Source organism: Micromonospora sp. WMMA1998 (assembly GCF_027497375.1).
Lineage (GTDB): Bacteria > Actinomycetota > Actinomycetes > Mycobacteriales > Micromonosporaceae > Micromonospora > Micromonospora sediminicola.
The window spans coordinates 970,686-983,505 of the sequence record NZ_CP114911.1; the positions used below are offsets into that span (position 1 = coordinate 970,686).

A 12,820-nucleotide genomic window follows, 5' to 3' on the forward strand; every position below is an offset into this window, starting at 1 on the left:
CACCGATGACCGACGCCCCCCGCACCCGCGCCCGACGCCGCCAGGACACCACCCACCGGCTCGACCACGACATCGACTGCTGGGTCGCCAGCGCCGACCCCGACGGCACCCCGCACCTCGTGCCCCTGTCCTTCGACTGGGACGGCCACACCCTGCTGCTGGCCACCGCCACGCACAGCCCCACCGGCCGCAACCTCGCCACCGGCCACGCCCGCGTCGGCCTCGGCCACACCCGCGACGTCGTCATGATCGACGGCGACGTCGAAACCCTCGACATCCACGCCCTACCCACCGACCGCGGCGACCGCTTCGCCACCCGCACCGGCTTCGACCCCCGTACCCTGACCGAGCCCTACCACTGGTACCGCATCCGACCCCGCCGCATCCAGGCCTGGCGCGAGGTGAACGAGATGACCGACCGCACGCTCATGCGCGACGGCGCCTGGCTCGACTGACACCCCGCACGACCGGACGGAGACACCATGACCACGGCCACCGCCGACAGCCACGACGTCATCCGCGTCCACGGCGCACGCGAGAACAACCTGCGCGACGTCGACGTCGACCTTCCCAAACGCCGCCTCACCGTCTTCACCGGCGTCTCCGGCTCCGGCAAGAGCTCACTGGTCTTCGGCACCATCGCCGCCGAGTCCCAACGACTCATCAACGAGACCTACAGCGCCTTCGTCCAGGGCTTCATGCCCACCCTGTCCCGACCCGAGGTCGACATCCTCGAAGGCCTCACCACCGCCATCATCGTCGACCAGGAACGCATGGGCGCCGACCCCCGCTCCACCGTCGGCACCGCCACCGACGCCAACGCCATGCTGCGCATCCTCTTCAGCCGCCTCGGCCAACCCCACATCGGCCCACCCAACGCCTACTCCTTCAACGTCCCCTCCGTCCGCGCCGCCGGCGCCATCACCGTCGACCGCGGCCCCGGCAAGACCCAGACCAAGAAGGGCACCTTCCACCGCCTCGGCGGCATGTGCCCCCGCTGCGAGGGCCGCGGCGCCGTCACCGACTTCGACCTCACCGTCCTCTACGACGCCGACCGCACCCTCAACGAGGGCGCCATCACCATCCCCGGCTACAGCATGGACGGCTGGTACGGCCGCATCTTCCGCGCCAGCGGCATGTTCGACCCCGACAAGCCCATCCGCGACTACACGAAACGCGAACTGCACGACCTGCTCCACAAGGAACCCACCAAGGTCAAGGTCGAAGGCATCAACGTCACCTACACCGGCCTCATCCCCGCCATCAGCAAGTCGATGCTGGCCAAGGACGTCGACGCCATGCAGCCCCACATCCGCGCCTTCGTCGAACGCGCCGTCACCTTCACCACCTGCCCCGACTGCGACGGCACCCGACTGGCCCCCGAAGCCCGCTCCTCGAAGATCAACGGCATCAACATCGCCGACGCCTGCGCCATGCAGATCAGCGACCTCGCCACCTGGGTACGCGACCTGCACGAACCCTCCGTCGGCCCGCTGCTCGCCGCACTGGGGGACACCCTCGACTCCTTCGTCGAGATCGGCCTCGGCTACCTCAGCCTCGACCGCCCCTCCGGCACCCTCTCCGGCGGCGAGGCCCAGCGCACCAAGATGATCCGCCACCTCGGCTCGTCACTGACCGACGTCACCTACGTCTTCGACGAACCCACCATCGGCCTGCACCCGCACGACATCGCCCGGATGAACAACCTCCTGCTGCGCCTGCGCGACAAGGGCAACACCGTCCTCGTCGTCGAACACAAACCGGAGACCATCGCCATCGCCGACCACGTCGTCGACCTCGGCCCCGGCGCCGGCACCGACGGCGGCACCATCTGCTACCAGGGCACCGTCGCCGGCCTGCGCGCCAGCGACACCGTCACCGGCCGCCACCTCGACGACCGCGCCACCCTCAAGGACTCCGTCCGCACACCCACCGGCACCCTGCCCATCCGCGGCGCCCGCACCCACAACCTGCGCGACGTCGACGTCGACATCCCGCTCGGCGTCCTGGTCGTCGTCACCGGTGTCGCCGGCTCCGGCAAGAGCTCCCTCATCCACGGCTCCCTCGGCAAGCGCGACGACGTGGTCAGCGTCGACCAGACCGCCATCCGCGGTTCCCGCCGCAGCAACCCGGCCACCTACACCGGCCTGCTCGACCCCATCCGCAAGGCCTTCGCCAAGGCCAACGGCGTCAAACCCGCCCTGTTCAGCGCCAACTCCGAAGGCGCCTGCCCCACCTGCAACGGCGCCGGCGTCGTCTACACCGACCTCGGCATGATGGCCGGCGTCGCCAGCACCTGCGAAGACTGCGACGGCAAGCGGTTCCAGGCCGCCGTGCTCGACTACCACCTCGGCGGCCGCGACATCAGCGAGGTTCTCGCCATGCCGGTCAACGAGGCCGAGAAGTTCTTCGGCGCCGGCGACGCCCGCACCCCGGCCGCCCACGCCATCCTCGACCGGCTCGCCGACGTCGGACTCGGCTACCTCACTCTCGGCCAGCCGCTCACCACCCTGTCCGGGGGAGAGCGGCAGCGGCTCAAGCTCGCCACCCGGATGGGGGACAGGGGCGGGGTCTACGTCCTCGACGAGCCGACGACCGGCCTGCACCTGGCCGACGTGGCCCAGCTGCTCGGCCTGCTCGACCGGCTAGTCGAATCCGGCAAGTCGGTCATCGTCATCGAGCACCACCAGGCGGTCATGGCGCACGCCGACTGGATCATCGACCTCGGTCCGGGCGCCGGTCACGACGGCGGCCGGATCGTCTTCGAGGGCACGCCGGCCGAGCTGGTGGCCGCCCGGTCGACGCTCACCGGCGAGCACCTCGCCGCCTACGTCGGGGCCTGAGCCGGCGTAGGCGCCGGGGCGGCGGCGTCCGGCACCGACGCCGCCGCCCTCCACCCCCGTTCCGCTGGATTCGATAATCTACATTATGTCAAGTAAGGCGGGTCGGGGTCTCCCCGCGCCCGTTCACACCACCGGATCGGCGAGGACCTCCGCCACCACCCGCAACGGCTCTTCCGGAGCGTCGCTGCCGTACGCGACCGAGATCAGCGCCTTCCACAGCGCCCACCCGCGGGCCCGACGCCAGCTGTCGGCGTCCAGGCCGACCGCGTCCCGGAACACCGCGCGTTCGGCGCCGACGCACCACGTCCACGCCGGCACCAGATCGCACGCCGGATCACCCACCCCGCACGTGCCGAAATCGATCACCGCAGCGAGCCGGCCGTCCACGACCAACAGGTTGCCGGCCGAGACGTCACCGTGGAACCACACCGGCGCTCCCGGCCAGGCCGACGTCAGCGCGCGAGCCCACACCTCGCGGCAGGCGTCACCGTCAACCCGGTCACCGAGGCGCTCCAGGGCCTGCTCGACGTCGTCGCCGTACACGCTCGGGTGGCACCCGCGGAACGCGGAGTGCCGGCCCGCCGCCGGGCCGCCGGCCGTCGGGACCCGCCGCAACGCGGCCAGCAGGGTGCCGAGCTCGCGCGCGACGGCCGTGCGGTCGACGTCGTCGGCGGCGGCCAGGGTGTCGCCGGGCAGCCAGCGGCGGACCGACCACGGGTGGGGGTAACCGGCGCCGGGCGCGCCGGTGGCGACCGGTTCGGGTACGGGCAGCGGCAGGTGGCGGCCCAGGATCGGCAGGCAGCGATCCTCCTTGGCGATGCCCGACGCGTAGCCCTCGGCACTGGGCAGGCGGACCAGCAGGTCGTCGCCGAGACGGAAGGTTCGGTTGTCCCACCCCTGTCGCGTGACGGCCGTGACCGGCAGGTGCGCCCACTGCGGGAACTGCGCGGCGACAAGGGTGCGGACGAGCGCGGCGTCGATCTCCACCATGCGGTCCAGTCTCCGGGCGTGCACAACGCCTTTTCCGTCCGCTCTCCCCCGGGGCGCGGCCTGGCGTGAACGTGAATATCGTGCATAATATCCCTTATGCACGACAAAGCGGACGAAATGGTCGAGATGTTGATCGAGGAGTTCCTGACCGCGCGGGCCACCCGTAAGCCCTCCCCCCACACCCTGGCCGCCTACCGCCGGGACCTGACCACGGTGGCGGCCCTGGTGGCGGCCGACGACGGCGGCACTCCCCTCCCCCTGAACCGGCTACCGGTGACCGACCTGTCCCCCCGCGTGATGCGGGCGGCGTTCGCGCGTTTCGCCGCTCCCCGCGCCGCCGCGTCCGTTCACCGTGCCTGGTCCACCTGGAACAGCTTCTTCACCTTCCTCGTCGCCGAGGGTGTGGTGCCGGGGAATCCGATGCCGGCGGTGGGGCGGCCCCGCACGCCGCTCCCCCGGCCGAAGCCGCTGCGGGGCGAGGACACGCCGGAGGAGCTGCTGGCGGCGGTGGCGCGCGCGGAGGGCCGGCAGCGCGATCCGTGGCCGGAGCGGGACCTTGCGGTGCTGGCGCTGGCGCTGTGCGCGGGGTTGCGTCTGTCGGAGCTGTTGGCGTTGCGGGTGTCGTCGGTGGCGGGCCGCGCCGGTGAGCGTCGGGTGGACGTGGCGGGCAAGGGTGGGCGGCCCCGAACGGTGCCGATCGAGGCGGGCGTGGACCGGGTGCTGGTCGGCTACCTGGACAGTCGTCGGTTCCGGTTCGGCGCGCGCAGCGTGCGTCCGGACGGGCCGTTGCTGGTGGACCGGCGGGGTGAGCCGTTGCGCCGGGGCGGCCTGCAGTATCTGGTGGAGTCGTGTTACCGGCGGGCGGGCATCGGGGACCGGGTGCCGCGTGGGGCGCGGTTGCACGCGTTGCGGCACACGTTCGCCACGCGGTTGGCCGAGGACGGGGCGAGCGCGGCGGAGATCATGCGGTTGCTGGGGCACGCGTCGTTGGCGTCGTCGCAGACGTACATCGAGGTAACGGCGGGTCAGCAGCGGGCGGCGGTGGCGGCGAACCGCACCAACCGGGCGCTGTCCGGGCTGACGGCACGGAGCTGACCGGGCGTCGGGACAGTGTCCTCATCTTGGCGATATACCGCTGGGTCACATCTATGACTGAGCGGTATATCGCTTTGTAGGGGCCCTTCCATCGAGCGGTCACGCGGCGTGGTGTCACCTCGGTGGTCCGGTCGATCGGGCTCCGGTTTCGGAACTGGTGGGGCGCTGGCAGGATCGGGTCGGTGCGGGTGGGTGCGGCGCGGGCGGTGGCGGTCGGCTGGGTGCGGGAGCGGATGCGCGCGGATCCGTCGGTGCGGGGCGCGTTGTTCAGCGGGTCGACGCTGGGGATGCCGGAGGACGCGGAGCTGCCGGCGTCGTCGGACGTGGACGTGGTGTTGGTGCGTGACTCCCCCGCGACGAAGCTGGGCAAGCTCACCCATCGGGGGGTGCTGCTGGATGTCGGCACGGTCACCTGGGACGAGCTTGGCGGCCCGGAGGACGTGTTGGGGTCGTGGGTGTTCGCGCCGATGTTCCGTACCGATGGGGTGATCGCGGATCCGTCGGGCCGGCTGGCCGTGGTGAGGGAGCGGGTGGCGGCGGGGTTCGCGGATCCGGTGTGGGTGCGGCGGCGGTGTGCCGGGGTGCGGCGGCGGGTCGAAGTCGGGTTGCGGGTGCTGGACGCGGAGGCGCCGCCGGCGGAGCAGGTGTTGGCGTGGGTGTTCCCGACGTCGCTGGTGGCGGTGTGGCCGGCGGTGGCGGCGTTGGTGGATCCGACGGTGCGGCGGCGGTACGTGCGGGCGGCGGAGGTGTTGGGGCGGTTCGGTTTCGCCGGGAGGTATCCGGAGTTGCTGGCGACGCTGGACGGCGGTGGGGTGGGTGCGGGGCGGGTGCGGGAGCACCTGGCCGGGTTGGCGGTGGTGTTCGACGAGGTGGCGCGTCTGCCGCGGGCGGGGTTCGGGTTCGGGGCGGATCTGGGTGCGGCGGGGCGGCCGGTGGTGTTCGACGGGGCGGCGGAGCTGGTGGCGGCGGGGCGGCACCGGGAAGCGATGTTCTGGGTGCTGGTGACGTACGCGCGGTGTCATGCGGTGTTGGGGTCGGTGGCGCCGTCGCGGGAGCGGGCGTTGCGGCCGGCGTTCGCGGCGGTGTTGGCGGATCTGGGGGTGGCGTCGGCGGCGGATCGGCGGCTGCGGTCGGATGCGCTGCTGGCGGCGTTGCCGGAGTGGCAGGCGGTGGTGGATGCGGTCGCGGCGCGTGCTGTGGCAGGGTGAGGGGGACGCGACTGGCGGCACGGGGATGGGTGAACCATCGGGGAGCTCGTCGTGGGGGTCGACCGCCTGGGCCTCCGCGGGCGGGGTGTCGTATGTCTTCTGCGCGGTTGTTGCCGGGTGGGCCGGTGGCGGAGCGGGTGTTGTCGGAGGTCGCCGCGTCGGTGGCGGAGCTGCGTGCGGCGGGGGTGACGCCGGCGTTGGCGACGGTGCTGGTGGGTGACGACGACGCGAGCGCGGGTTACATCCGGATCAAGTCTCGGCAGGCGGCGGAGTTGGGTTTCGTGTCGCCGCACGTGCATCTGCCGGCGTCGGCGTCGCAGGCGGATCTGCACGCGGTGCTGGCGGACTTCAACGCGGACAAGGGTGTGCACGGGGTGTTGGTGCAGCATCCGATCCCGGGGCACCTGGACTACGACCGGGCGTTGGCGGAGTTGGATCCGGACAAGGACGTCGACGGGATGCATCCGGTGAACATGGGCCGGTTGGCGTTGGGGTTGCCGGGTCCGTTGCCGTGTACGCCGGCGGGGATCGAGGCGTTGCTGGCGTTTCACGGGGTGCCGGTGGCGGGCCGGGAGGTGGTGGTCCTGGGTCGGGGTGCGACGTTGGGTCGGCCGTTGGCGATGTTGTTGGCGCAGAAGCGGCCGACGGCGAACGCGGCGGTGACGGTGGTGCACACCGGGGTGGCGGACTGGCCGCGGTACACGCGGCGGGCGGAGATCCTGGTGGCGGCGGCGGGGGTGCCGGGGATCGTGCGGCCGGAGCATGTGCGTCCGGGTGCGGTGGTGGTCGGTGGTGGGGTGCGGTACGAGGGGCGGCGTCTGCTGCCGGACGTGGACGAGTCGTGTGCCGAGGTGGCGGGGGCGATCACGCCGCGCGTCGGTGGGGTGGGTCCGACGACGGTGGCGATGTTGTTCCGCAACGCGGTGCGGGCGGCGGTGCGGCAGACCGGCTAGGTCAGCCGAGGTCGACGACGAGGGGCCGGTGGTCGGAGATGGTGGCCAGGGGGGTGTCGACGGCGGTGACGGGTGGGAGCCGGTCGAGGTGCTGCCGGTCGGCGAGGATGTGGTCGAGTTGGACGCGGGGTTGTCCGGCCGGGTAGGTGGGGCGGCGGGCCAGGGGTCGCCAGCGGGACAGGGCGGCGGCGGGTCCGGCGGGCAGGTTGAGGTCGCCGAGCAGGATCCGGGGTGCGGGCAGTGCGCGCAGGGCGCGTACGACGCGGCGCAGTTGCCACACGTTCCAGCCGGGGACGAAGGACAGGTGGGTGGCGGCGACGGTGAGCGGGCCGTGGGGGGTGTCGAGGACGGCGGCGAGCACGACGCGGGGTTCGTCGCGGAGCAGGACGAGTCCGCCGCCGGGGCCGGGTACGTAGATGGGTGAGCGTACGGGTGCGGCGCGCAGTCGGGTGACCCGCCAGGAGCGGACGGGGTGGCGGCTGATCAGGCCGATGCCGTAGAGGGGTTCGCCGTGGCCGTCGTCGTCGTGGGTGAGGGGGCGGAACTGTTCGCCGGGGGTGCCGACGACGGCGGCGGCGAAGCGGTGGTGCTCGGCGTGCAGGGCGCGGGCGGCGAGGGCGGTGAGGTCGAGTTTGCCGCTGCGCCTCTGGTCGCGGTCGACCTCCTGCAGGGCGAGGACGTCGGCGTCGAGGGCGGTGACGGCGGCGGTGAGCCGGTCCGGGTCGACGAGCCCGTCGGTGAGGGAACGGCCGTGCAGCAGGTTGAAGGTGGCCAGGCGCACCTGCACACCCTACGTCGCCGTGGCAGGCTTGCCGGGTGCTGAAGCTGCTGTGCTGTTCGATGCTGGTGTTCGTGGCGGTGGCGTCGGTGGGGGTGTGGTTGCGGCGGCGTCGGGGCCGGTGAGGCTGGCCACAGGGGGTCTCGTGGCCGGTGGCGGGGTGGGAAGAATGCGGCCGTGGATGCCGTGTCGCTGACGACGTTGTTGGGCGCTGCCGCGCTGGCCGGGTGGGTGGACGCGGTGGTGGGCGGCGGTGGGCTGTTGTTGTTGCCGGCGTTGTTGGTGGCGGCGCCGGGGTTGCCGGTGGCCACGGCGTTGGGGACGAACAAGCTGGCGGCGATTTTTGGGACGTCGACGGCGGCGGTGACGTATGCGCGGCGGACGAAGCTGGACTGGGCGGTGGCGGGTCCGGCGGCGGGGCTGGCGGTGGTGACGGCGGGGCTGGGTGCGGCGTTGGCGGGGGCGGTGCCGGCGGGGGCGTACCGGCCGGTGGTGTTGGTGGTGTTGGTGTCGGTGGCGGTGTTCGTGCTGATCCGGCCGCGGTTGGGGGTGGTGGCGTCGCCGGCGCGGCGGACCCGGGGGCGGGTGGTGGCGGCGGTGGCGGTGGCCGGGGTGGGCATCGCGTTGTACGACGGGTTGATCGGTCCGGGTACGGGCACGTTCCTGGTGTTGGCGTTCACCGCGCTGGTGGGTGCGGATTTCGTGCACGGGTCGGCGATGGCGAAGGTGGTCAACGCGGGGACGAACCTGGGTGCGCTGGTGGTGTTCGGGGTGACCGGGCACGTGTGGTGGTTGGTGGGTGCGGCGATGGCGGTGTGCAACGTGGCGGGGGCGATGGTGGGCGCGCGGATGGCGTTGCGGCGTGGCGCCGAGTTCGTGCGGGTGGTGCTGCTGGTGGTGGTGCTGGCGTTGGTGGCGCGGCTGGGGTACGACCAGTGGACGGCGGTGCGGTGATGGCGGTGCGGGCGGAGCACGACCGGGCGGTGTTGGCCGGGTTGCTGGGTCGGGATCCGGTGTTGCACGCGTACCAGTTGGGTGATCTGGACGATTTCTTCTGGCCGTACACGTCGTGGTTCCGTCGTGGTGACGAGGTGGTGTTGCTGTACCACGGGGTGCAGTTGCCGACGTTGTTGGCGTTCGCGGCGCCGGAGCGGGTGGCGGCGCTGTCGGGGTTGCTGGTGGAGGCGGCGCCGGTGCTGCCGGCGCGGTTGTGGGCGCACCTGTCCCCCGGGTTGGAGGCGACGGTGTCGCGGTGGTACGCGGTGTCGGACGCGGCGGCGCACCTGCGGATGGCGTGGACGGATCCTCCGCGGGCGGCGGCGGTGCCGGCGGTGGGTGAGCCGTTGGGTCGGGCTGATCTGGCGCAGTTGCGGGAGTTGTACGCGGTGGCGTATCCGGGGAACTGGTTCGATCCGCGGATGCTGGACACCGGCCAGTACGTGGGGGTGCGCGCGGGTGGCCGGTTGGTGGCGGTGGCGGGGGTGCACGTGTGGTCGCCGCGGTGGCGGGTGGCGGCGTTGGGGAACGTGACGACGCATCCGGACGTGCGGGGGCGTGGCCTGGGCGCGGGTGTGGTGGCGGCGTTGTGCGCGCGGTTGCGGGCGTCGGTGGATCACGTGACGCTCAACGTGCGGGCGGACAACGCCGCGGCGGTGCGGTTGTACGAGCGGTTGGGGTTCACCGCGGTCGCGGGGTTCACCGAGTGCGCGTTGACCCGGTTGCCCGGCGAGCCGGGGGCGGGCTGAGCGGCCCGTCGCGGGTTGAGCGGGCCGCTGTGGGTCAGCGGGCGCGGCTGGGTGAGTCGAACCGGCCGGCGCGGATCTCCCGCAGCGCGCGGCGGCGGGTGTCGCCGCGCAGCGTGTCGACGTAGAGGCGGCCGCGCAGGTGGTCGGTCTCGTGTTGCAGGGCGCGGGCGAGGAAGCCGGCGCCGGTGACGGTGAGCGGTTCGCCGTGCTGGTCGACGCCGTGGGCGGTGGCGTGCAGCGCGCGGGGGGTCGGGAAGTAGAGCCCGGGGATGGACAGGCAGCCCTCGTCGTCGTCCTGGAGTTCCTCGGACAACTCCAGGGTGGGGTTGATCATGTGGCCGCGGTGGCCGTCGGCCTGGTAGACGAACACCTGGGCGTTGACGCCGATCTGCGGGGCGGCGACGCCGGCGCGTCCGGGTGCGCCGAGCAGGGTGTCCATCAGGTCCTGCAAGAGGGTGCGCAGTTCGGCGTCGAAGCTGGTGACCGTCTCGCTGGGGGTGCGCAGCACGGGGTCGCCGATGATCCGGATCGGGCGCATAGTCATGCCCGGAAGGCTATCCGTTGCTTACCGGCTCGGGGTGCCCACCCGTCGGCGCGGCGGGCGGGTCGTAGGGTGGGCGCGCTGTCGGATCCGTCGTGGGAGGGGTGTCGCGTGTATCCACCGGTCGAGCCGTACGCGCGGGGGATGCTGGACGTCGGTGACGGGCAGCGGATCCACTGGGAGACCAGCGGCAATCCCGACGGCCGTGCGGCGCTGGTGGTGCACGGTGGCCCCGGGTCGGGCGCGGACGCGTCGTGGCGGCGGCTGTTCGACCCGGCCGCCTACCGGATCGTGTTGTTCGACCAGCGCGGCTGCGGGCGAAGCACCCCGCCGGTGTCGGATCCGGCCACCGACCTGTCGGTGAACACCACCGGGCATCTGCTGGCCGACATGGAGGCGCTGCGCGCGTATCTGGGGGTGGACCGGTGGTTGTTGTGCGGCGCCTCGTGGGGGTCGACGTTGTCGTTGGCGTACGCGCAGCGGCACCCGGATCGGGTGAGCGCGCTGGTGTTGTTCAGCGTGGTCGCCACCACCGCGCGGGAGGTCGAGTGGGTGACCCGGGACATGGGTCGGGTGTTCCCGCAGCATTGGGCGCGGTTCCGCGACGGGGTGCCGGAGGCCGACCGTGACGGTGACCTGGCGGCGGCGTACGCCCGGTTGGTGAACGACCCCGACCCGGCGGTGCGGGAACGGGCGGCCCGCGACTGGTGCGACTGGGAGGACGTGCACGTCAGTCTGGCCGGCGGGTTCGCGCCGGACCCCCGGTTCGCCGACCCGGTGTTCCGGTTCGGGTTCGCCCGGCTGGTCACCCACTACTTCGCCAACCGGGGGTTCCTGCCCGCCGGGCAGCTGTTGCGCGACGCGGGCCGGCTCGCCGGCGTCCCGGGGGTCATGGTGCAGGGCCGGCTGGACGTCAGCGGCCCGCCGGACGTCGCCTGGCGTCTGGCCCGGGACTGGCCGGACGCGCGGCTGGAGATCGTCGAGGCCGGCGGGCACGGCGGCGGGCACGGTGTGGGTGAGCGGGTGGTCGCCGCCCTGGACGCGTTCGCCGCCGCCTGAGCGGTCACCGGCTGCGGCCGGGGGGGGGTCAGCCGGCGGCGAGCAGGGCGCGCACCGGGGCGGCCTTGGCGGCGGCCTCGGCGACCTCGGCGGCCGGGTCGCTGCCCCAGGTGATGCCGCCGCCGGCCCACAGGTGCAGCCGGCGGGCGTCGGCGGCGGCGGTGCGGATGGTCAGTCCCAGGTCGAGCCGGCCGGGGCCGACCCAGCCGAGCGCGCCCATGCCGGCGCCCCGCCCGACCGGTTCCAGCGCGGCCAGGTGCGCCACGGCGGCGTGTTTGGGCGCGCCGGTGACCGACCCGCCGGGGCTGACCGCGCGCAGCAGGTCGGCCAGGCCGAGGCCGTCGGCGGGCACCGCGGACACCGTCGACTCGGCCTGCCACAGGTCGCACCAGCGGCGTACGGCGAACAGTTCGTCGACCCGCACGGAGCCGGTGCGGGCCACCCGGGCGAGGTCGTTGCGTTCCAGGTCGACGATCATCACGTGTTCGGCGCGTTCCTTGGCCGAGGCGAGCAGTTCGCGGCGGCCGGCGGGGGTGGCCGGGCGGGTGCCCTTGATCGGACGGGTGACCAGGCGGCCGTGTTCCAGTGCGACGAGCGTCTCCGGGGAGGCGCAGCCGACCGCCCAGCCCGCGCCGGTGAGGGTGCCGCCGTAGCGGGCGCCGGGCAGCGCGGCGAGGCGGGCCAGCGCCGGGCGGGGGTCCCCGGTGTACGGGGCGGCGGCGTGGCCGACGAGGTTGACCTGGTAGACGTCGCCGCGTCCGATGGCGGCGCGGACGGCGTCGACGGCGGCGGCGTGCTCGGCGGCGCTCCAGCTGTCCTGCCAGTCCCCCAGCCACCATCGGTCGGGCGTCGGGCGTCGGGTGGGTGGCCGGTCGGTGTGGTGGTAGACGACCACGGCCAGGTCCGGCAGCGTGGGGGCGGGGCTCGGCGCGCCGGGTGGGGCGCCGATCGTGTGGGCGCCGGCGGCGGCGGACAGGAACAGCGCCGCGCCGCACACCCCGTCCGGTGCGTGCCGGGCGGGTCGGGCAAGGTCGTCGGTCGGTACGCCGTGCGCGGTGAGGAAGCGTTGCGCCAGCTCGGCGGGGTCGCCGCCGTCGCCGACGCGCCACTGCAGCCGGGCGGTCTCGACCAGCCGGCCACGGCACGCGGGCGGCGCGCCGGGGGCATCGACCGGCACCTGTGGGAGCGCTTCCACAACGTCTGGGCGGTTCCGGCTCATCCGTTCAGCCGATTCTGGGTGAACAAGACGCATCCTTGCTCGATGCCGCTCAGTTTTCCTTGGTACTGTGCGTCACTGGTCATGTGAACCATGACACAGTGCCCCCACAGTCCGGAGAACCCGATGTGTCAGCACCAACCCACCTGCCCCTCCGCCGACGCGACCGACCGCGAAGCCGCCCGCGTCCTCGCCTGCTTCCCTGAGCAGGGCTGGAGCCTGCTCTGCAACGGCGTCATCGTCTTCGAGGACACCGGTGAGCTGCTCCCCGACGGGCGGACCATCGCCCCGCACCGGGGACCGGCCCGCCACGCCCTCGTCGCCTGAGCGATCACGCAGCGTCAGTGAGCGTACGCGCCGACGAAGATCGTCGGCGCGCCGGCCGGGGCGGC

At 73.2% G+C, this 12,820-nt stretch carries 13 protein-coding genes; 9 read left to right on the plus strand and 4 right to left on the minus strand.

Translation table 11 applies throughout. The features are described from left to right. Nucleotides 1-5: 5 nt before the first annotated feature. Together O7600_RS03925 and O7600_RS03930 are read left to right on the plus strand one after the other, a co-directional pair. Nucleotides 6-455 (plus strand): pyridoxamine 5'-phosphate oxidase family protein, encoded by a 450-nt coding sequence (locus tag O7600_RS03925; protein WP_281592336.1) that lies wholly within the window; start codon nucleotides 6-8, stop codon nucleotides 453-455. Nucleotides 456-482: 27 nt separating this feature from the next. Beyond that, nucleotides 483-2,843: an excinuclease ABC subunit UvrA gene (locus O7600_RS03930; RefSeq protein ID WP_281592338.1), complete on the plus strand. Its 2,361-nt coding sequence runs from the start codon at nucleotides 483-485 to the stop codon at nucleotides 2,841-2,843. 123 nt (nucleotides 2,844-2,966) lie between these two features. On the opposite strand, the gene O7600_RS03935 is transcribed toward O7600_RS03930, so the two are convergent. After that, nucleotides 2,967-3,833 carry an aminoglycoside phosphotransferase family protein gene (locus tag O7600_RS03935; RefSeq protein ID WP_281592339.1) on the minus strand — a complete coding sequence of 289 codons (867 nt, stop codon included), beginning with the start codon at nucleotides 3,831-3,833 and terminating at the stop codon, nucleotides 2,967-2,969. Nucleotides 3,834-3,929: 96 nt separating this feature from the next. Here O7600_RS03935 and O7600_RS03940 point away from each other — a divergent pair, with 96 nt between their 5' ends. From O7600_RS03940 to O7600_RS03950, 3 genes are all read left to right on the plus strand, one after another. Beyond that, entirely contained in the window at nucleotides 3,930-4,928 is a 999-nt protein-coding gene (locus tag O7600_RS03940) for a tyrosine-type recombinase/integrase (protein ID WP_281592340.1), read from the plus strand. A 182-nt stretch (nucleotides 4,929-5,110) separates the two neighbouring features. After that, nucleotides 5,111-6,136: a hypothetical protein gene (locus O7600_RS03945; RefSeq protein WP_281592341.1), complete on the plus strand. Its 1,026-nt coding sequence runs from the start codon at nucleotides 5,111-5,113 to the stop codon at nucleotides 6,134-6,136. A 92-nt stretch (nucleotides 6,137-6,228) separates the two neighbouring features. After that, on the plus strand, nucleotides 6,229-7,089 hold the full coding sequence (locus O7600_RS03950) for a tetrahydrofolate dehydrogenase/cyclohydrolase catalytic domain-containing protein (protein WP_281592342.1): 861 nt from the start codon (nucleotides 6,229-6,231) through the stop codon (nucleotides 7,087-7,089). Between the two features lies 1 nt (nucleotide 7,090). Here O7600_RS03950 and O7600_RS03955 read toward each other — a convergent pair whose 3' ends face one another. Further along, nucleotides 7,091-7,870, minus strand: coding sequence for an endonuclease/exonuclease/phosphatase family protein (locus O7600_RS03955; RefSeq protein WP_281592343.1), 780 nt, complete (start codon nucleotides 7,868-7,870; stop codon nucleotides 7,091-7,093). A gap of 174 nt (nucleotides 7,871-8,044) precedes the next feature. Between O7600_RS03955 and O7600_RS03960 the strand changes: the two genes are divergently transcribed. Together O7600_RS03960 and O7600_RS03965 are read left to right on the plus strand one after the other, a co-directional pair. Next, nucleotides 8,045-8,821, plus strand: a complete 777-nt coding sequence (locus O7600_RS03960; protein ID WP_281592344.1) for a TSUP family transporter — start codon at nucleotides 8,045-8,047, stop codon at nucleotides 8,819-8,821. Beyond that, nucleotides 8,821-9,612 carry a GNAT family N-acetyltransferase gene (locus O7600_RS03965; RefSeq protein WP_281592345.1) on the plus strand — a complete coding sequence of 264 codons (792 nt, stop codon included), beginning with the start codon at nucleotides 8,821-8,823 and terminating at the stop codon, nucleotides 9,610-9,612. Before O7600_RS03960 ends, O7600_RS03965 begins: the two co-directional genes overlap by 1 nt. 34 nt (nucleotides 9,613-9,646) lie before the next feature. Here O7600_RS03965 and def read toward each other — a convergent pair whose 3' ends face one another. Then, complete coding sequence (gene def / locus O7600_RS03970; RefSeq protein WP_281592346.1) at nucleotides 9,647-10,156, minus strand: peptide deformylase; 510 nt, start codon at nucleotides 10,154-10,156, stop codon at nucleotides 9,647-9,649. A 108-nt stretch (nucleotides 10,157-10,264) separates the two neighbouring features. Here def and pip point away from each other — a divergent pair, with 108 nt between their 5' ends. Continuing rightward, complete coding sequence (gene pip, locus O7600_RS03975) at nucleotides 10,265-11,212, plus strand: prolyl aminopeptidase (protein ID WP_281592347.1); 948 nt, start codon at nucleotides 10,265-10,267, stop codon at nucleotides 11,210-11,212. 28 nt (nucleotides 11,213-11,240) lie between these two features. On the opposite strand, the gene O7600_RS03980 is transcribed toward pip, so the two are convergent. After that, entirely contained in the window at nucleotides 11,241-12,431 is a 1,191-nt protein-coding gene (locus O7600_RS03980) for a chorismate-binding protein (RefSeq protein WP_281592348.1), read from the minus strand. A gap of 123 nt (nucleotides 12,432-12,554) precedes the next feature. Here O7600_RS03980 and O7600_RS03985 point away from each other — a divergent pair, with 123 nt between their 5' ends. Further along, entirely contained in the window at nucleotides 12,555-12,755 is a 201-nt protein-coding gene (locus O7600_RS03985) for a DUF5999 family protein (protein WP_013286363.1), read from the plus strand. The last annotated feature ends 65 nt before the right edge of the window (nucleotides 12,756-12,820 follow it).

Bases quoted from the DNA above. Each gene is read 5' to 3' on its own strand.
- def (WP_281592346.1), bottom strand. From the start codon at position 10,156: ATGACTATGCGCCCGATCCGGATCATCGGCGACCCCGTGCTGCGCACC.
- O7600_RS03950 (WP_281592342.1), top strand. From the start codon at position 6,229: ATGTCTTCTGCGCGGTTGTTGCCGGGTGGGCCGGTGGCGGAGCGGGTG.
- O7600_RS03925 (WP_281592336.1), top strand. From the start codon at position 6: ATGACCGACGCCCCCCGCACCCGCGCCCGACGCCGCCAGGACACCACC.
- O7600_RS03940 (WP_281592340.1), top strand. From the start codon at position 3,930: ATGCACGACAAAGCGGACGAAATGGTCGAGATGTTGATCGAGGAGTTC.
- O7600_RS03980 (WP_281592348.1), bottom strand. From the start codon at position 12,431: ATGAGCCGGAACCGCCCAGACGTTGTGGAAGCGCTCCCACAGGTGCCG.
- O7600_RS03965 (WP_281592345.1), top strand. From the start codon at position 8,821: ATGGCGGTGCGGGCGGAGCACGACCGGGCGGTGTTGGCCGGGTTGCTG.
- O7600_RS03935 (WP_281592339.1), bottom strand. From the start codon at position 3,833: ATGGTGGAGATCGACGCCGCGCTCGTCCGCACCCTTGTCGCCGCGCAG.
- O7600_RS03985 (WP_013286363.1), top strand. From the start codon at position 12,555: ATGTGTCAGCACCAACCCACCTGCCCCTCCGCCGACGCGACCGACCGC.
- O7600_RS03930 (WP_281592338.1), top strand. From the start codon at position 483: ATGACCACGGCCACCGCCGACAGCCACGACGTCATCCGCGTCCACGGC.